This window comes from Tropicimonas sp. S265A (genome assembly GCF_049800835.1).
In the GTDB taxonomy this organism is placed as follows: Bacteria; Pseudomonadota; Alphaproteobacteria; order Rhodobacterales; family Rhodobacteraceae; genus Dinoroseobacter.
The window spans coordinates 12,024-29,202 of sequence record NZ_JBNAFU010000008.1 but is presented as its reverse complement, the minus strand read 5'-3'; the positions used below and the strand labels follow the sequence as shown (position 1 = coordinate 29,202).

Below are 17,179 nucleotides of genomic sequence, written 5' to 3'. Positions count from 1 at the left end.
CTTGTCTGCGGAAAGCTGTTTCACGCCCGTGCGCGCAGTCCAAACAGCAGCCAGATAATGAATCCGAACAAAGGGAGAATGAGGACCAGCACGATCCACAAAACCGTTGCGCCGGTGGAAGCTCCCGATGTGACGATCGAAATGAACGCCCAGACGTTCAGCACGAGGAGGATCAATCCACCTATTCCAGCAATTTCGATCATGGAGGCGCCCCCATGCTACGCGGCTTCGACCTCTGTGCAGGATTTCAACACTTGGTCACCATCGTCCTGTTCAATGAGGAACGCGGGTTCATCCGAAGATGCATTCCGCGTGACCTCGGACCCCTTGATCGTGCGGCTGACGTTCTGGGTGAACCGTTCGGTCACTTCGCCTTCGGCTTCCCCGTTACCCCATGACCATTTCACCCGGTCTCCGACCGAGATGCTCATTGCGAATCCTCCACCATGGTGGGCGCGGCCTGCCGGTCGGACGGATAGCCGTACCACACAGCGGTGCCCAGGGCCGCGAGGAGCGCTATCATCAACGCAATGGTGATGCCCCAGATCGACGGCGCGTGGCGCTTTGCTTGCTTTTCGATGTTCGTGTTTGGTGCAGACATGGTGCCCTCCTTTCCCTCACGACGCTGCACGGGTCGCGAAGTTCCGTATTACTGGCGCCCGGGAGCTGCTTCTGCCTCGACCTCCGCCTTCACTTGACCCCAGGCCAGAAGTGCAAAGACCAACGTCCCACCAACGATGTTTCCGGCGAGGACGGGCACAAAGAAACGGAAGAGGGCTGGGCCCGCACGCAAGTCTCCCTGAAGCATCAAGAACCACATTTCCACGGACCCCGCGATGATGTGGGTGAAGTCGCCCGCTGCGATCAGCCAGGTGAACAGCACGATCAGAAGAACATCGTTGCCGTTCTGGCCTGGAAGCATCCAGACTATGGACGCCACAAGGATACCAGCAGGGATTGCCCGGAAGAACGCTTCGCCGGCGGGAAACCCGGTCGCGTGTCGCGACAAGTCACCAATCACCTCCAAGAGATCGGCGGAAAATGCACCGCTGAACGCCACAAAGGCCGCGGCGACGGCGGCTCCGACGATATTTGCCAGCAAGACGATAGACCACAGGCGCGCAACAGATCTCAGACAGGTCATCGACCTTTCGGCAGCGAGAGGCAGGATCGTCGTGATGGTGTTTTCGGTGAAGAGCTGCATCCGTCCGAGGATCACCAACAGAAACCCGAAGCTGTAGCCAAGATTTTCGATCAGATAGCGGGGGCCGGTATCGGGCAGGTTTAGCCGAAGCACGGCCTCCCCAAGTACCGAAAACGAAATGAGGATGCCCGCCGCCACCCCGGACCAGATCAGCGAGTTGGTCGGGCGTTCGAGCTCTTCGTCGCCATCGCGCCGAATGATCTCGTAGATGGATTTCGAATTCAGCCGCTCAGCTTGAGCGATATTCGCGTCGGGCATCGATTTCTCCTGATTAACCCCTCCACAACGCGCGCGATCAGCATGAGTTCCGGCAAACTGGCGGTCAGGGAATGTGGAACTTCGGACCGGGCAGATCGTTGTTCTTTCGGTGCATCGGACACGACGGCGGAGCAATCGACGTCTCGTCCCGCCGCGCGTGAGATATGCAGGCGGGCTGATGCACACAAAAGTATTGGTCGGTGATCACCTTCACCATCACCGGCGGAACGCTAGAGGAGAAGAACAATGACGCTTCGCATAGGTCTTTTCATTTCGGTACTCGCGCTCGCTGCCTGCGAGACGGTGGACGGTCTGGGTCAAGACGTGGAAGCCGGCGGACAGGCGATTTCGAACGCGGCGAACGAGGTTCAGGACGAACTGTAATCGGGTCTGGCCGACGCAAACACAGACCCGACCAAATCGTTTATCCAATCATTCAAGGAGATTTTGGCACATGTCAGAAGCACTGAAAGTCATACCCACCACCGACGAAGTCCATACGGGCGTTGCAGATGTCGAGGACGTTGCCGACGCGCTTGCCGACGTTCTGGCCGATACCTACCGCCTCATTTTCAAGACCCACGCCTATCACTGGAACGTCACGGGTCCCGCCTTTTACTCGATCCATAAGCTGACCGAGGATCAGTACGAGAACATGTTTACGGCCGCCGACGAACTTGCCGAACGGATCCGTGCCCTCGGTCAACTGGCGCCGATGAGGATGGCCGATATCATGGGCCGCTCGCAGGTTGAAGATCTCGACCAGACACCGTCCGCCTTGGAAATGCTGGAAGACCTTGCAGCGGATCACGAGAGGCTCGCCAAGCGATTGCACGCTTTGATTGAGAGTGCGGGCGACAGCAAAGACCCTGTGACCGAGGACCTCGCGACGGAACGGTCTGCTTTCCACGAGGAAGCCGTGTGGATGTTGCGCGCGATCGCGGCGACCTGATGCCCACAAAAAAGGCCCGGCAGCGATGCCGGGCCTTTGATTTATGGGAGACCTTTTACGCGTTTTCGGTCATGCGCTCGGTCGTTGCGAAGAACATGGCCTGGCTGACGGCGGCGCGAACCTGCTCTTCTGCATAGGGCTTGGTGATCATGAACGCAGGCTCCGGCCGCTCGCCGGTCAGCAGCCGCTCGGGAAACGCTGTGATAAAGATCACCGGTCGTTCGCCGAGCGCTTCCAGCAGAGCATTCACTGCGTCGATGCCCGACGATTTGTCCGCCAGTTGGATATCCGCCAAGATCAGGTCGGGATTGCCAGCTTTCCCTTTGGCGATGGCGTCGTCCCGTGTCCGCGCGATCTCGATCACGTTATGGCCCATGTCGCTCACGATCGACGACAGGTCCATCGAGATAATTGCTTCGTCCTCAATGATCAGGACATCGCCGGTTACCATCTCGCCCATGTCGCTGACAGCGCGTTGATACAACTCTTGCGCCTCAGTTTCGGACACATCCATAATCGTGGCGATCTCGGAGAAGCCAAATCCTTCGATGCTCCGGAGCAGGAGAGCTTCACGCGAGTTGGGAGAGAGATGTTTTAGACGCCACTGAGCGCGCGCCTCCAAAAGGTCTGATATCTCGCCGAAGTCTTCGGTCTGCGCACCAGAGCTTGCCCATATCCCATGGAACGTCCGGAAAAGCGCGGCCTTGACGTCCATATCATCGGGGATCAGCGTCGGCTCTGCCACGATCGCTTCCAGCGTTGCGACAGCGTAGCGATCCCCACTGTCTTGGGCCCCGGTCAAGGCGCGTGCGTAGCGGCGAAGGAATGGCAGTTCCTGCAAAAGTTCTGCGCTAAGGTCCCTGCTGTCTGAGGTGGTTGTCATCCACTGTTCTCCTGTCATTTCTTTTTATGGAACCAAATTCGAGCTAGTTGGTTCCCTGTTAGGGCAGAAATATTCGAGATACGCGGAAACATGGCTTCAGACACCGAAAAATCCAGAGCGACCAGACGCAACATGAACAAGCAGATCGACGAAAACCTGAAGCGCGCTTACGACGCGACGGTCAGTGAAGAGCTGCCTGATCGGTTCAAGGATCTCATCGCCAAGCTCAAGGCAAAGGACGAGGCACCAAAAGATGACTCCTGATCCCAGGGACGAAATCATCGAACACCTGCCTGCGTTGCGCGCTTTTGCGCGGTCTCTCACGCGGAACGCAGCTACTGCCGATGACCTGGTGCAGGACACCGTCGAAAAGGCGTGGTCCAAGATCGACAAGTTCGAGGCCGGCACCAACATGCGCGCCTGGCTCTTCACGATCCTGCGCAACACGTTCTATTCCCTTCGTCGCAAACGCGCACGCGAGGTGGAAGACGGCGACGGCGTCCATGCAGGCCGCATGTCGGAAAAGCCGCTGCATGACGGCCGACTGGTCATGAAAGAGTTCGCAGAGGCCTTCGCCATGTTGCCGGACGAACAGCGTGAAGCCCTCCTCTTGGTCGGCGCGTCGGGCTTCTCCTACGAGGACGCAGCTGAGATGTGCGGCTGCGCTGTGGGAACCATCAAAAGCCGTGCGAACCGCGGTCGCAAGCGTCTTGCCGAGTTGATGCAGCTCGACGAAGGCGAGCCGCTCGAAATCACGGACCGCGTCACAATGGGGGTCGTAACCGGACGTCCAGCCGCATGACGCTCTGGCGACGCCTCCAGACAGTCTCGCGCTCACTCCGGACCAGACTGGCCGTGATGCTGAGCCTTGCCGTGCTGCCGCTCGGTTTCATCGCCGTGTTCCAAACGACCACTGTGATCTCTGACGCGCGGGCCTTGGAGGAGCGAGACCTACTGGCTGAAACGGTGCGCGCCGTGGATGCACAGCGCGCCTTGCTGAGGCGGTCTTACGGCGCCGCAGACGCGTTAGGGAAGGCGGTGCGTCGAGTTGGTCCCACATCGGATGAATGCTCGGAGATGCTCCGCGAGTTTGTCGACAGTGATAATCCATTCTCATTTGCAGGTTTCATCTCAGCCGATGGCCTTTTGACCTGCGCATCAAGCGGCGTGGGAACGGATTTCAGCGGGCGCGACGACTGGGTGGACCTGGTGGCCAACCCGCGCTCAACGCTCGTGATAAATGAACAGGGTGCCGTGACCGGTCAATCGGTGGTCATTGCGACAGAGCCGATCTTCAACGCGGACGGTACGTTTTTCGGCGCACTCTCCCTGTCCATGCCGCACGTCGTCACGGACAGGCTGATGGCGCGCGACTTGCCCGGAACGATTGTTGCTTTGTTGGATGAGCAGGGCAACGTCCTCACTGCCAGTACCGGCATCGACGACGCGGAACGCTTCAGCGCAGCGGGAGTCGTTCCGGCCGAGATGTCGATTCCGCGTGAAGGCGCGACATTGCGCTATACGCGCGAGGACGGAGAGACGAAGCTGGCAGCGCTCGTTCCACTCCGGGACTACGGCGTCTATGTGCTCGGGCTGTGGGACGAAACTGAGGTCCTCATGACACCGGCAAGCTGGGCCAATGCCGCCGCCGCCTTTCCCATCCTGATGTGGATTGCATCGCTTGCCGTGGCCGTGTTTGCTGTCGATCGCCTCGCTCTGCGGCACCTTGATCGGCTCCGGAGCGGAATGGCGAGTTTTGAACCGCAACACGGTAGTGCAGTCTTTGTCGATCTTGCCGATGCGCCGATCGAGTTCGAGAGCATTGCTGAGACATACAACGCTCTCATCGACAAGATCCTTGCGGATCGGCTTGAGCTCCAAGACACGGTACAGGAAAAGGACCTGCTGCTGCGTGAAGTGCACCACCGGGTCAAGAACAACCTACAACTCATCGCGTCCATCCTGAACATACAGCTTCGGACGGTCTCAGACCCGGGCGCGAAGCACGTCCTGCGACGCGTGCAGGATCGGGTGCTCAGCCTTTCATCAATCCACAAAGCGCTCTACTCGGGCACAACTGTCGCAACGGTGCGGGTCGATAAACTCCTGCACGAAGTTGTGCAGGCCACTTTGTCGGTCGCTGTGGCTGGCGGCAAGGCCATTCGCTCAGAAACGCTTCTCGATCCGCTAAATATGGATCCTGATCGCGCGGTGCCGCTGGCACTTCTAGCCAACGAACTGGTCACAAATGCGGTGAAGTATGTCGGTCGACCAAACGACGGTGTTCCGTTCATCGACGTCTCACTAGCGGTGGAGGGTGCCCACATTCTCTTCGAGGTCCGAAACACGATCGGCGCGCCGCTGACAGACCCTGTTGCCGAAGAAGGAACAGGGCTCGGCGCTCGCCTCATTGACGCGTTTGTGTCGCAACTCGACGGTAGCATGAAAGCTGGCGAAACCGCCAATGGTCGACACTACGCCGTGACGGTGTCGTTCACGCAACATGATGACCTGGCCGACGAGGACACTGACGAAGACGCCGCCGTCGAAATGGAACCCGCCTAAGAACAAACTTCGGAAGAAGGCTGACATGCCATGGACCCGGAAGAACGCTCAGAGATCGCGAGTACTGTAACGTCTTTCAAGCCGTTGTTTACTGCAGGGGAAGCGTATCCGGCGTTCGAACGACTGGTGCTCAACGCCAGGCAAAGCGTGGTTGGCTGCTTCCGTGTCTTCGATCCGCTTACAACGCTGCGAAGTCCGGAAGCGAAGGAACACGGCGACACCTGGTTTGACCTTATCCTTACGAAGTTGAATGACGGCGTGTCGTTCGATATCACGATCACGGATTTCGACCCTGTTGTCGCAACGGACCATCATCGCGCGAGCTGGCGGAGCGCGCGAGTCCTGGCCGCGCTAGATGTCCTATCGGAACGCGGGCTAATGTCGTTTGACATCGCGATGCATCCTGCGCGCGTGGGTCTTCTGCCCCAACTGGCGCTGCAGCCGAAGATTCAGGCCGAACTCCAGGAAAAAGAATCCGATGAACTCACACCTGGCCTCGAAGAGGCCAAGGCCTCTATTCCCGTCCCGCTCGTACCCGCCACCCATCACCAAAAACTCGCCATGGTCGATGATGAATGGCTCTATATCGGCGGTCTAGATCTTAATGACCGACGTTATGACACATCCAACCACGAGCAGCCCGCCGAGGAAACCTGGCAGGACATCAATTGCATCGTGAGTGGGCCGGTCGTCCAGTCCGCCAGTCGTCACTTGCGCAGCTTCAAAGGGATCTGCGCCGGCGATGAGGAGCCGAGCCCGCGCGAGCCAGGGTTCCTGCGCACAGTGTCCAAAGCGCGATTGCTTCCTGTTGCGCGCATTTCGCCAAAACCCGTGATCACCGAGATTGAAGCCGCACATCTCGATGCCATCGCACGGTGCGATGGGCTGATCTATCTAGAGACACAGTTTTTTCGTCACGCACCTTTGGCCGAAGCGCTCGCGAAACGCGCTGTCCAGTGCGATTCACTTGGCGGCGTCCTCGTGCTACCCGCAGCGCCGGAGGATGTAGCGTTCGAAGGCAATGATCGGGAAGATGCGCAGCTTGGTGCTCAAAAGCAACTGGAAGCGCTTGAGATCCTTCGGGAGGGTCTTGGCCCGCGTTTAGCCATTGTGGCGCCTGCACGTCCCGTCGAGACAACCGTCCCAGGACCAGGCGCACTGTTCGACGCCCCCATTATTTACGTTCATTCGAAACTCAGCCTCTTTGGCTCCGACGAAGCAATCCTGTCATCAGCCAATCTGAACGGGCGCAGCATGCGCTGGGACACGGAGGCCGGCCTTCTCCTTACCGACCGCGAGATCGTGTCGGATCTCCGCCAAAGAGCCTTCAAGCACTGGTTTGGCACGTTTGCGCCCGACTTGTCGGGTCCCGCGCCGCAGATCGTCGAGTGGGTCGCGGGCGCAGCAGCGGAGAACATGGTCACGGCCCCAGCGGAACGGAAACACTTCCTCTTACCTTACCCGTTCGGGCGGGATGCGGCACTTGCCTCCCCACTTCCGGGTGTGCCCGACGAAATGGTTTGACCAATAGAAAAGGAGGGGCCGCTCTACGCGAACCCCTCCCACCGAAGTACAATCGGTTTTGTCGCGCTAGTCAGCGCAAACGAAGATCAGCTCTCCCAGGTCGGCAGACCTTCGAGCTCTTCTTCCGTCATCGGCACCGACACGCGGAGTTCGTCACCGTCGTGTCGAGTGATGTTCAGCTGGTCCATCGGCAGCTGCACCGGCTTTTCGCCGAGGCCGAGGAAACCGCCGACATCGACGATTGCATGGGTGATCGTTCCATCCGTGTTCACGTTCAGCTGGTCGATCTCACCGATCCACTCGCCGCTTGCGTCATAGACGCGCGCGCCGGTGAGGTCTTCGGTGGTCAGCATGGCAAGCTCTTCGGCGGCCAGCATCTCGCCCATCATGTCGTCGTTTTCGGCGACCATCTCGGCGTCGTCGTCTGCGGGGTTGATCTCGCTGTCGACATCGCCGCGCATGGCGAAACCTTCGTACTCCGGTGCCTCTTCCAGTTCGGCTTGCGATGCGGGGATGACGAGGAAGAAATCACCTTCGTCTTCGGTTTCGCTGTCGGAGACGAAGCGGATCTCGTCCATGTTCATCGCGACCTGACGCTCGCCCATGCCGAGGAAACCGCCGATATCGACGAGAACGGCGCTGATTTCGCCGTCACGGGTAATGATCAGGTCATTGATCTCACCGACGTTATCCCAATCGGCCTGCATGCCGGCGACTTCGTCGATATCCCACTCGGTCTCCTGAACGGTGCCGGTGGCATAGACGGTCATGCCGATGAAATCGGATGCGTGCAGATCAGACTCGGACGCCATGTTGGGGAACATCGGCTCGTCCATGTTGGATTGCGCGGCCGCAGCACCGGCGATGGCGACGCCTGCGGTCAGTGCGGTGGTCATCAAAAGGGACTTCATAATAGCCTCCATGTTAGTTGAGTCAGAAGACATCTGGTCTTCGATCAATCAACGCGCGCGACGTGTCGTGGTTCCGCGCAATTTACTGAAACGAATAAGAAAAAGCCCGCCAGTCAGACTGGCGGGCGAGAGTGATGAAATGGCCCGGAGAACAATGGGACAGAATGGCATCCGGGCCGGGGGCAGAGACGCAAGGGGGACACCTGCGTCTCAGAACGTAAACGCTGACCGCGCCTTTAGGTTCCCAAAATCGGGCCCCTTTTTTCGATTTCGAGATCGACCGCACCGATCTGCTCACGGCTGTCTCGCGCAGCACGCGCAGCGACGACAAGCGCGGCAAAGAGTGCGCGGTGGCGCGGCTCATAGAAAATATGCTCGGGATGCCACTGCACCCCAACCGCAAATGGGTCGCTGGTACGTTCGATTGCCTGAACCATGCCCTTTTCGTCGGTTGCCGAAACGCGAAGGTTTCGACCCAGCTTAGCGACCGATTGCTTGTGGAGCGCGTTTACGCACATCGGTTCTTCGCCGATAATTTGGGAAAGTCGCGTGCCGGGTGTCACGTCGACCTCTCGCTTGGGGAGGATCGTATGAAACCGGCGGGAGCCATAGCGCGTGTACGCATCCTGGTGCAGTGTCCCGCCCAAAACCACGTTGAGCATCTGCGCACCGCGACAGATGCCGAGGATCGGCAGGTCGCTCTCGAACGCTTTCTCCAAAATCCATTTCTCCATCGCGTCCCGCACATGGTCAAGACGCACTGATAGGGAGATATCGCCACCATACAGCCGCGGTCCAATATCGTCGCCGCCGCCGATGATGATCCCGTCCACCGCATCGATATTCACGTCTGTTGCGGTCTGCCATTTCACGGCACGGCCGCCCGCCAGCCAAACGTTCAGGGCCATCAGCGGGAAGATGCGCCAGCCGCTGCGGCGCGAGACTGTCACACCAATTTTTGGTCGCCTACTCATTTAGTCGCTCCTGGGTACACTAGGAAAGAACGTCGAAAACGGTCTTGAACCAGGGCGCCCGCTGCCATGCGTTTGCAGCGATCCAGTCACGGCGTGCTTGGCAAAGATCAGCGAGAAGATCGGGGTCATCGGCAACTGCCTCGACGAGGCTCCAATCGTCCCATGCATCCAGCACCGACCATCCCTCTTCGTCCACGCGGCAATCGGGCAAGCGGAAATGAAACGCGGGTCGCGCTTTGACCTTGGTCATCCCCTCGGCATCGGAACGCACCCGTTCGGCGTCATACAGCGCCAGGATCGGTAGCAGGTCGAGACCGTGATCGCGCGATGGCGCATGGTGAAGATACAGGTCCAGCAGCTGCTCTTTCGTGCGTGGCTGATGTTCCGCCAACGCGTTTACCAGGCTGTCTGGATAGGGCGACACGAAGGGCAACACACGACGAGAGATGTCGATCGGGTGTTCCTGGCGCAAAAACTCCTCGATGAGCGCATACGCGCATAACCGCGACACAACCAGATCTACATCGTCTGTATCAACTTCGATGTTTACATGTGTGCCGAAGCCAAAAAACAATCCGTCTCGGGACCCCGAAGCCCCCTCCAACCGCAGCGCGTCGGTCACCAGGTCGAACTCAGGCAGATGCCGTATCGGAAACGGTTCAGTGACCACTTCAACCGGCACGATTTGGCGCGCGAGCGCGAGACCGTTTTCGCCTGCCACCTGGGAGATCGTATCGGCAAACTGCGTGTCGAGATACACCTCGCAGGTGCCAAATGCCTCGGTCTCGACCGCCCAGCGATGTGGCGCAGTTTCTCTTGCTACTCCGGCTGTGCTCAGCGCAACGGCTTCCGCTGCAGCCCGCTCGCTTAGGCCCGCAAACTCAAGCTCTAGTCCAACGCGCCCCTCGCGCGTGGGACCAGGCTTTCGATCATGGTCTGCAATTTTCTGTTCCATGCCGCATCAACGTTGTTGCGTGCTTCAGGTTCCCGCACGGGCGTCGAGCTCAGGAAATCAGTTCCGCGAGTTCTCGTTCGCCGGTACGGAGGTGGCTCAACGCCCGGTCGGAAGAAATTGACAACGCGCGACCCGTCTTCACAGCCTCAATGACGGCAGGGTGGATGTAACTGCTTCGCGCAATCGCCGGCGTGTTGTGAAGCCGTTCTGCGGCCGCTTCGGAAACCGCCTTTAGCGACAGCGCAGGGAGGCGGGTCGCGGTCACAAAGGCCGCGTGCGTGCCATTCCATGTCCTGATGTCCTTGGGTGAAACCGCGGCGTCGATCAACTCCTGCAACCGCTCGGTCACAACGTCACCTGACAGCCGGCGCCACCGTCCATAGTCATCCGAGAAACCGATGAGCGTGGCACCAGGGCCGTCCGACGCCTGTTGCAGCCGCGCCGCGAGGTGGCCCGGGGTCAGGCGCTTTTCAACAGCATCTCCGCCTTTGGCAATATACCGCAGAAAAAGACCATCGTCCTCTTCAACGACGTGGCGGCGTCGCAGCGTAATGGCACCGAAACTCCCGTTCTCTGCCGTGTACTTCGGATTGCCGATCCGAAGTGACAAACGATCCATCAACGCGAGTGCCGTTGCGATGGCCGTGTCTCGGTCCTGTGCCTCGCGGCTCAACTGGCGAGCAGTCCAACGTCGCATGCGCGCGAGGCCTTTGAAAAGGTCGGGCAAGCGTTCGAATTTTTGAGCTGCGTGAAACTCTACCCAATCAGGATGGTACCGATACTGCTTGCGATCCGCCCCGTCGCGACCTGTAGCTTGCAGATGCCCCGTGCGGTGCGGCGATAGCCAAACGTCGGTGTAGGCGGGTGGTACAGCCATCGCGTGTAACCGTTTTCGCATCTCAGGACAGGCCACGCGTGTTCCATCCGGCGCGGTGTAGCTGAAGCCCCTGCCCCTCCGCTCACGACGAAAGCCCGGGCGGCTATCGGGATAAAATTTCAGCCCAATCGATTTGCAGATGTCTGTGCTCATGGAATGAGAACGACAAGGCGTGCTGGCAGTTCCATGGAACCAGCAGCCTCCGAGGTTGGTTGTTCCCCCAATCCAATTGCAGAGGCAGGACATGACACATCGCGTGGCACTTCAATCGACGTTGAAAATCACACCCGACACGACCTACTACACGTTTGACCGGCCGGAGGGGTACAGCTTTGTGCCTGGTGAGGCCACAGAACTCGCGATCGACCATCCGGACTGGCGCGACGAGAAACGGCCCTTTACTTTCGTCAGCGACCCGGACGCTAACATCTTGGCTTTCGTCATCAAAAGCTATCCCGAGCGGGACGGCGTGACAGCGCACCTTCCGTCGCTTAACCCCGGCGACCATGTCCTTCTCGACGATCCGTGGGGTGCCATCCGGGACAGTGGGCCCGGTGTTTTCATCGCCGCAGGTGCGGGCATCACGCCCTTCATCGGAATTCTGAAAGCACGTGCGCGCCGCCGTGACCTCAACGGCTGTCGCCTGATTTTCGGCGCGAAGACCCGAGACGACATCATTCTGAAGCACTTCTGGTGCGGGTTGCAGAGCCTCGAGACCAATTTCGTGCTCTCCGACCCGAGAGGCGCCGAAGAGAAGGCCGAGCGGATCGACGGGGATTTCCTAGACACCTATATCGAGGATTGGGATCAACGGTTCTATGTCTGCGGCCCGCCGGAGTTCGAAGAAGACATCGTCAGCCGTCTCAAGTCTCGCGGCGTCCCAGACGAGCGCATTGTCAGGGAAGAATGATTTTCATCCGTTGTCTTCCCGCAGTGCCGAAATCAGCTCGTCTTTCGACATCTTTGACCGGCCATCGATGTCGAGCTGTTTCGCACGGTCCATAAGGTCGTCTTTGGTCCAGTCCTCATAAGGCGGCTGTTTCCCCCCTTTCGAGGACGGATCGCTGTCCGGGTCGGCCTGTGCATTCGCGATACGTGCGGCCTTGCCCTTGGACATGCCCTCGTCGCGAAGCGCGTCATATGTGTCTTCGTCTTTGATGCTTGGTCTGCCGGCCACGGCCGCTCCTCCCTGAAGCAAGTGTCGCCTGGGGCAACGCGCAACGCGTCCTGGGGTTCCAAAAAAAGATCCGGGAACATCACCGACGATCCTGCGTTCTTCCGATGTCACTGAATGGAGAAATACCATGCCGGACACGTATAGAGTAAACACCGCTGATGCGCCTATGGCGGCCATCAACAAGGTCGCAACAGACCTGGCCGATGTCATCAAAGGCTATCAGGTCATGGTGGAGCGCGCCGACGAGGATCTTCATCCATTTGTCGAACGCCTTCTTGCGCTGCACGAAACGCACGCGGCGTCCGTCTATGAAATGATCAACCGGATGGGCGGTAAGCCCGAGAATGCCGGATCGTTCATGGGCCTCGTCCATGAGGCCGTCGCCACCGCGCGCGACTGGTTTGATGGGCTGGATTCGTCCGTCCTCGGCGCAATCATCGAGGGCGAGGAGCGCATCGTGCAAACCTACAATGACGCCATCGCATGCATGGACGGGCAGAACGATTGCCGCGCCATGCTCGAGGATCAGCGCAAGACCCTGAAATCGCACGTCGAGGCGCTCAAGGGCTGACAGCGTCTTTTGCGTCCCCCAACTCTCACGACCCACCTGACACAGGAGGAAAGCACCATGTCGAATACACAAGCATCGAACACGCCCAAAGCCAAGGAAGCCACCGCGGATGTCGTGGACACCGCCATGGCGGAGCTGAACGAAAGCTCGAAAAAGGCAAAACATCATGTCGCCGATCACGCCGAGGCGCAGGCTGACAGCTTTGCCGAGGCAAGCCAGGCATTCTCCGACAATCCCTATGCCCGCCAGGCGGCGGAGCACGTGTCGGAAACCCTGACGCAGTTTGCCTATGCCGTACGCACCGCGGATCTCGGCACTCTGCAGCATGACGTGACCGATTTTGCCCGGCGCAACCCGGCGCTCTTCTTCGGCGGCGCTGCCGTGCTGGGCTTCATCGCTGCACGCGCCATGAAGGCATCCGAGCGCGCTGAGACGCCCGACTGGGAGACCCCCAGCGCGCCCGCCACGCCACGCGCCACCCACGGCAATCCGATGCATGGCGACTATGGCAGCAACCAGTGGGGCCGGGTGTAATGTCACAGCCGAACCAAACCCTGCCGGGCAGCAATGATGTTCTGGGCATTGCCCGGAACGTCCTGCGGCTTATTTCAAACGAATGGGCCCTCGCGAAGGAGGAGATGTCCGAAAATCTCCGTCGCGCGGGCGTTGCCATCGCGTTTCTGCTTGCCGGCGTTGCCCTGTCCATCCTGGCGATGGCCACCCTTCTCTGGGCCGGTGTCGCCGCCCTTGCTGCCGCTGGAATGCCGCCCTGGCTGACCGCGCTCATCCTGGCTGCTGCCCTTGGCGTCCTCGCCATCGGTCTGATTGCTTGGGCCATGCGCAACCTAAAGGCCAAAGCGATCGCGCCGAAGTGCAGTCTCAACAACGTGCAAAAGGACCTGCAGGTCCTGAAGGAGGTTTTCGATGGGTGATCTATCCCGTATCGAACACGCGTTGGAGGCTGATCGCGCCGCCCTTCGCGCTAGCCTGACCGGTGTCGGCCAGAAGCTTACGGCAAGTCACCTGGTCGACGCAGCCACGTCCGTCGCCGCCGAAAATGGCCCGGAGCTCGCTGCGCGCGCCGGTCGTGTTGCGCGCCACAACAAAGGCCCTCTGGCGCTCGCCGGGGCCGGCCTTGGCTGGATGGTGCTGAAGTCGCTTCTGAGCGGATCGGCACACCAGCCTCACGCAACGCCTGCTGGCTATGACCGGCGACAGGCCCCCACCGCAACCGGCTTTAACAATGAGCCGCACCTGACAGCCGAATTCGACACCCGTCTCGCCGCTGCAGATAGCGCGGCACCGGGTCGGTTCGGCACCGAAACCTATGAAGGAGGATCTGACATGTCTTACGACTCCAGTTATAACGCATCAAACGGCGCCACCCTGAAGGATCGCGCCTACGCAACCGCAGAGGACCAGCGTGCGCGAGTCGAACAGGGTCTCGACAATCTGCCCGAAGACGCGAAGGCACGCGTCCGCGCCGCCCGTGAAGCAGCCATCAAGGCGCAGGAAGAGGTCCAATACCGCGCGAAAGCAGCTGCGGCCTCTGCGCGTCAGACGGCGCACGAGAACCCGCTGCTGATTGGCGCACTTGCCTTTGCCGCCGGTGCCGCGATTGCTGCCGCCCTGCCGCGGACTCAGATCGAGAACCGTACGATCGGCGGCCATCGTGATCGCCTTTTCGATGAAGCTGACCGAGTGCTTCGCGAGGAAACCACAAAGCTGAAAGCGCAGGCCGAAACGGCCGTGGCTAAGGGCCAGGAGAAGGCGAAGGACGCCGTGGCGGATGCAGCTGACAAAGCCATGGAAGCTGTCGAAGCTATGAAGCCCGATGGTTCCGTTCCCGCCAAGTCGAACGCCGCCAAGGCCAGCTGACGCTTTGCGCGTCACTTTCTTCAGCGGCCCCGCCCCCACCCGGGGGTGGGGCCGTTTTCATTCGAGCAACAAGGATTTCGACATGACTGACACAAATAGCCTCTCGTCGAGCAACTCTGTTGGCCTTCGTGCGAGCCGCCCCTCAGAGATCCCTCCACGCGGATTAGGTCAGGTTGCTGGACGGATCGTCCAACGCCTTGGCGAAACGAGGCTGTCGCTGATCGCTGCCGGTATCGCGTTTTTCGGCCTTCTCGCGATCTTCCCGGCCCTCACCGCACTTGTGGCCGTTGCCGGTCTGATCCTCACGCCGGATGCGGTCGCGACCCAGCTTGGACCAATGATCGACGCCTTGCCTCCTGCCGCAGCAGAGATCGTTAGCGGTCAGATCACCGAAGTTGCCGCCGCCAATAACAGCGGCCTGAACTGGACGCTCGTGATTGGTGTGGGGCTTGCCCTGTTTTCTGCCAGCCGCGGCACGCTGCATCTGATCAACGGTCTAAACGTTGCTTATGAAGAGGACGAGGATCGCGGGTTCTTCAAGTTGCAGCTCTTGGGCATCCTGATCACACTCTGCACGGTCGTCGGAATGACATTGGCGTTGACCGTCGCGGCGGCACTGCCAATCGTGGCCGACATGTTTTTTCGCACCAGCCTGCTTGCCGATATCATGGTGCTGCTGCGCTGGCCTTTCCTGCTGCTCGTCGCGATTGCCGCATTCGCGGCGCTCTACCGCTTCGCCCCATCGCGTCGCGCCGCAAGATGGCGCTGGATTACACCTGGTGCCTTGAGTGCGGTTGCGATCTGGATCGCGGCCACCATCGGGTTCTCTTGGTATGCGCAGACATTCGGCAGCTATAGCGAGACGTTTGGTGCGCTTGCCGGCGTGGTCATCCTGATGATGTGGCTCTTCCTCACGAGCTTCGCCGTCTTGATCGGGGCGCTGATCGACGCCGAGCTGGAAGCGCAGACTGGGCGTGACAACACTGTTGGCGGCGATCAGCCGATCGGACAACGCGGTGCGGTCAAAGCGGATCAGGCGAAAGGTCTCCGATGACCTTACGCCGCGATCGAACTGCCCGGGCCGTTGCGGGCCCGGGCTCTTGTAATGGCTTTACGCGTTCCCGCAATTTGCATGCCCCATACCAGCAGTGGGATAGCGACCAGGCCGCCAATCGGTCCCCACAACCAAAGCCAGAACACCAGCGACAAAAATACCGTAAGCGGATTGAGTGACATGTTCCGCCCCACCAGCGACGGCGTGGCAAAGTTCGCCTCAATCATATTGATGAGCAAGAACGCACCCATTGGGACGAACACCATGGCGCCGTTGAATGTCACGAGACCAGCGAGTAGGAGCGCCGCTGCAAAAAGAGCCGGACCGAGATAAAGAATGTAGTTGAGAAGAAATGCTCCGAGACCCCATAGGACCGGTTGTGGTAGCCCTATGACCATCATGACGGTCGCGACAAGGACGCCCAATCCAGCGTTAATCATCGTTATGGTCACAAAATATTTGGATACCGCCCGCTCAGCACGGCACAGACGCCGTTGGCTTAGCCAGCCCGTTGTACGTTCGATCTGGGCGTAAAGATGACCGCGACCGCCGAGGAAAAAGAACAGAGTGCCGACGAAGACAAGAGTGCTTGCCAGCAGCATCGGTCCGTAAGACAGAGCATCCATCAGACTTGGGATCTCAACGGGCGTTTCCGAGCCGTTGTCCTCGGATGGGGTGTCGTCGGAGAGGGCATCTGCCACGGTCTCCTGAAGCTCCTGCACGCCCGCAACAGCATCTCGGGCAAGGCGCAGCAGGCTCTCGAGCTCGATCCAGATGAGCGGGGCCCGAGCGACCGCGAGCGACAACGATGGTTCAATGGCCAAAAAAAGCAGGCCAAAACCGCAGAGTAAGGCAATCATCGTAGCAATGGCGGCGGCCATTTCGGGAATACCGAAGCGAACCAATGCGTCGACGGCCGGTCCGGCGACAACACCAACAACCAGCGCCGCGATCACCGGTGCGAACAGCCCCTGCGCAAACTCCAGTGTTGCGAAAACAGCGATAAGTGCCAGCAACATCACTGCCAGTTGCGCGCCGCGCGAGGAAAAGGGTGTTTGCACCATAGCTGACGAACGCATGACCAGCCACGCGGTTCCCGAACACGCATAAAAGAAGGGATGCCCCGTTGGGACGGATGCTCGGTTGTGAGACGCGTCGACAGAGCGATAGGCTGCGCATTTAGTGCCGGGTGGGGTGGCACTTGCGCCTGATACCTAGGAAACATCGCTCAATCGTGCGATCTGTCATTCTCCCGAACCAATCATCGAAATGGCACCGCTCGGAGCCGCTCTGCCACCGAACACTTCTCGATTTGGCCGCCGATCGAGCAAGATCCAACAAGGCGCGGTTTACCTTTTCAGTATATTCGAACGCTTCATCGACACTCACCCGAGTG

23 protein-coding genes are annotated in these 17,179 nt (G+C 59.7%); 12 read left to right on the top strand and 11 right to left on the bottom strand.

What is annotated here, in order from left to right; genetic code table 11:
• Positions 1–20: 20 nt before the first annotated feature.
• The 4 genes from ACP15N_RS16735 to ACP15N_RS16720 are packed head-to-tail and all read right to left on the bottom strand — an operon-like array spanning position 21 to position 1,462.
• Positions 21–203, bottom strand: coding sequence for a PLDc N-terminal domain-containing protein (locus tag ACP15N_RS16735; RefSeq protein WP_425093483.1), 183 nt, complete (start codon positions 201–203; stop codon positions 21–23).
• A gap of 15 nt (positions 204–218) precedes the next feature.
• A complete protein-coding gene (locus ACP15N_RS16730) occupies positions 219–431 on the bottom strand; it encodes a DUF2945 domain-containing protein (RefSeq protein ID WP_425093482.1) in 213 nt (70 codons plus the stop codon).
• Positions 428–601, bottom strand: coding sequence for a hypothetical protein (locus ACP15N_RS16725; protein WP_425093481.1), 174 nt, complete (start codon positions 599–601; stop codon positions 428–430). Before ACP15N_RS16725 ends, ACP15N_RS16730 begins: the two co-directional genes overlap by 4 nt.
• A 48-nt stretch (positions 602–649) precedes the next feature.
• A complete protein-coding gene (locus ACP15N_RS16720) occupies positions 650–1,462 on the bottom strand; it encodes a formate/nitrite transporter family protein (protein WP_425093480.1) in 813 nt (270 codons plus the stop codon).
• A gap of 246 nt (positions 1,463–1,708) precedes the next feature.
• On the opposite strand from ACP15N_RS16720, the gene ACP15N_RS16715 reads away from it, so the two are divergent.
• A complete protein-coding gene (locus ACP15N_RS16715) occupies positions 1,709–1,846 on the top strand; it encodes an entericidin A/B family lipoprotein (RefSeq protein WP_425093479.1) in 138 nt (45 codons plus the stop codon).
• Between the two features lie 70 nt (positions 1,847–1,916).
• On the top strand, positions 1,917–2,414 hold the full coding sequence (locus ACP15N_RS16710) for a Dps family protein (protein ID WP_425093478.1): 498 nt from the start codon (positions 1,917–1,919) through the stop codon (positions 2,412–2,414).
• A gap of 55 nt (positions 2,415–2,469) precedes the next feature.
• Here the strand turns inward: ACP15N_RS16710 and ACP15N_RS16705 are convergent, their stop codons facing one another.
• On the bottom strand, positions 2,470–3,297 hold the full coding sequence (locus tag ACP15N_RS16705) for a response regulator (protein ID WP_425093477.1): 828 nt from the start codon (positions 3,295–3,297) through the stop codon (positions 2,470–2,472).
• 132 nt (positions 3,298–3,429) lie between these two features.
• On the opposite strand from ACP15N_RS16705, the gene ACP15N_RS16700 reads away from it, so the two are divergent.
• From ACP15N_RS16700 to ACP15N_RS16685, 4 genes are read left to right on the top strand one after another with little or no spacing between them, the layout of a single operon-like run.
• The gene (locus ACP15N_RS16700) at positions 3,430–3,561 is read left to right on the top strand and encodes a NepR family anti-sigma factor (protein ID WP_425093476.1); all 132 of its coding nucleotides are present in this window, start codon (positions 3,430–3,432) and stop codon (positions 3,559–3,561) included.
• Positions 3,551–4,099 (top strand): RNA polymerase sigma factor, encoded by a 549-nt coding sequence (locus ACP15N_RS16695; RefSeq protein WP_425093475.1) that lies wholly within the window; start codon positions 3,551–3,553, stop codon positions 4,097–4,099. Before ACP15N_RS16700 ends, ACP15N_RS16695 begins: the two co-directional genes overlap by 11 nt.
• Entirely contained in the window at positions 4,096–5,862 is a 1,767-nt protein-coding gene (locus ACP15N_RS16690; RefSeq protein WP_425093474.1) for a sensor histidine kinase, read from the top strand. Before ACP15N_RS16695 ends, ACP15N_RS16690 begins: the two co-directional genes overlap by 4 nt.
• A 30-nt stretch (positions 5,863–5,892) precedes the next feature.
• On the top strand, positions 5,893–7,386 hold the full coding sequence (locus ACP15N_RS16685) for a hypothetical protein (protein ID WP_425093473.1): 1,494 nt from the start codon (positions 5,893–5,895) through the stop codon (positions 7,384–7,386).
• An 86-nt stretch (positions 7,387–7,472) separates the two neighbouring features.
• Here ACP15N_RS16685 and ACP15N_RS16680 read toward each other — a convergent pair whose 3' ends face one another.
• The 4 genes from ACP15N_RS16680 to ACP15N_RS16665 all read right to left on the bottom strand — a co-directional run bounded on the left by ACP15N_RS16680 (position 7,473) and on the right by ACP15N_RS16665 (position 11,256).
• Complete coding sequence (locus ACP15N_RS16680; RefSeq protein WP_425093472.1) at positions 7,473–8,297, bottom strand: PRC-barrel domain-containing protein; 825 nt, start codon at positions 8,295–8,297, stop codon at positions 7,473–7,475.
• Positions 8,298–8,533: 236 nt separating this feature from the next.
• Positions 8,534–9,271, bottom strand: a complete 738-nt coding sequence (locus tag ACP15N_RS16675; protein ID WP_425093471.1) for a gamma-glutamyl-gamma-aminobutyrate hydrolase family protein — start codon at positions 9,269–9,271, stop codon at positions 8,534–8,536.
• A gap of 19 nt (positions 9,272–9,290) precedes the next feature.
• Positions 9,291–10,226, bottom strand: a complete 936-nt coding sequence (locus ACP15N_RS16670; RefSeq protein ID WP_425093470.1) for an amidoligase family protein — start codon at positions 10,224–10,226, stop codon at positions 9,291–9,293.
• A gap of 49 nt (positions 10,227–10,275) precedes the next feature.
• Positions 10,276–11,256 (bottom strand): DNA topoisomerase IB, encoded by a 981-nt coding sequence (locus tag ACP15N_RS16665; RefSeq protein ID WP_425093469.1) that lies wholly within the window; start codon positions 11,254–11,256, stop codon positions 10,276–10,278.
• 91 nt (positions 11,257–11,347) lie between these two features.
• On the opposite strand from ACP15N_RS16665, the gene ACP15N_RS16660 reads away from it, so the two are divergent.
• A complete protein-coding gene (locus ACP15N_RS16660) occupies positions 11,348–12,013 on the top strand; it encodes an FAD-binding oxidoreductase (RefSeq protein WP_425093468.1) in 666 nt (221 codons plus the stop codon).
• 3 nt (positions 12,014–12,016) lie between these two features.
• Here the strand turns inward: ACP15N_RS16660 and ACP15N_RS16655 are convergent, their stop codons facing one another.
• Positions 12,017–12,280, bottom strand: coding sequence for a DUF7218 family protein (locus ACP15N_RS16655; RefSeq protein ID WP_425093467.1), 264 nt, complete (start codon positions 12,278–12,280; stop codon positions 12,017–12,019).
• A gap of 127 nt (positions 12,281–12,407) precedes the next feature.
• On the opposite strand from ACP15N_RS16655, the gene ACP15N_RS16650 reads away from it, so the two are divergent.
• The 5 genes from ACP15N_RS16650 (at position 12,408) to ACP15N_RS16630 (ending at position 15,783) form a co-directional block, all read left to right on the top strand.
• Positions 12,408–12,851 (top strand): DUF2383 domain-containing protein, encoded by a 444-nt coding sequence (locus ACP15N_RS16650; protein ID WP_425093466.1) that lies wholly within the window; start codon positions 12,408–12,410, stop codon positions 12,849–12,851.
• Positions 12,852–12,908: 57 nt separating this feature from the next.
• Positions 12,909–13,385: a hypothetical protein gene (locus ACP15N_RS16645; RefSeq protein WP_425093465.1), complete on the top strand. Its 477-nt coding sequence runs from the start codon at positions 12,909–12,911 to the stop codon at positions 13,383–13,385.
• The gene (locus ACP15N_RS16640) at positions 13,385–13,783 is read left to right on the top strand and encodes a phage holin family protein (protein WP_425093464.1); all 399 of its coding nucleotides are present in this window, start codon (positions 13,385–13,387) and stop codon (positions 13,781–13,783) included. The genes ACP15N_RS16645 and ACP15N_RS16640 overlap by 1 nt, the downstream gene beginning before the upstream one ends.
• Entirely contained in the window at positions 13,776–14,729 is a 954-nt protein-coding gene (locus tag ACP15N_RS16635) for a hypothetical protein (protein ID WP_425093463.1), read from the top strand. The genes ACP15N_RS16640 and ACP15N_RS16635 overlap by 8 nt, the downstream gene beginning before the upstream one ends.
• Before the next feature lie 82 nt (positions 14,730–14,811).
• Complete coding sequence (locus tag ACP15N_RS16630; RefSeq protein WP_425093462.1) at positions 14,812–15,783, top strand: YihY/virulence factor BrkB family protein; 972 nt, start codon at positions 14,812–14,814, stop codon at positions 15,781–15,783.
• A 2-nt stretch (positions 15,784–15,785) separates the two neighbouring features.
• Here the strand turns inward: ACP15N_RS16630 and ACP15N_RS16625 are convergent, their stop codons facing one another.
• Complete coding sequence (locus ACP15N_RS16625; protein ID WP_425093461.1) at positions 15,786–16,862, bottom strand: AI-2E family transporter; 1,077 nt, start codon at positions 16,860–16,862, stop codon at positions 15,786–15,788.
• Positions 16,863–17,179: the final 317 nt, after the last annotated feature.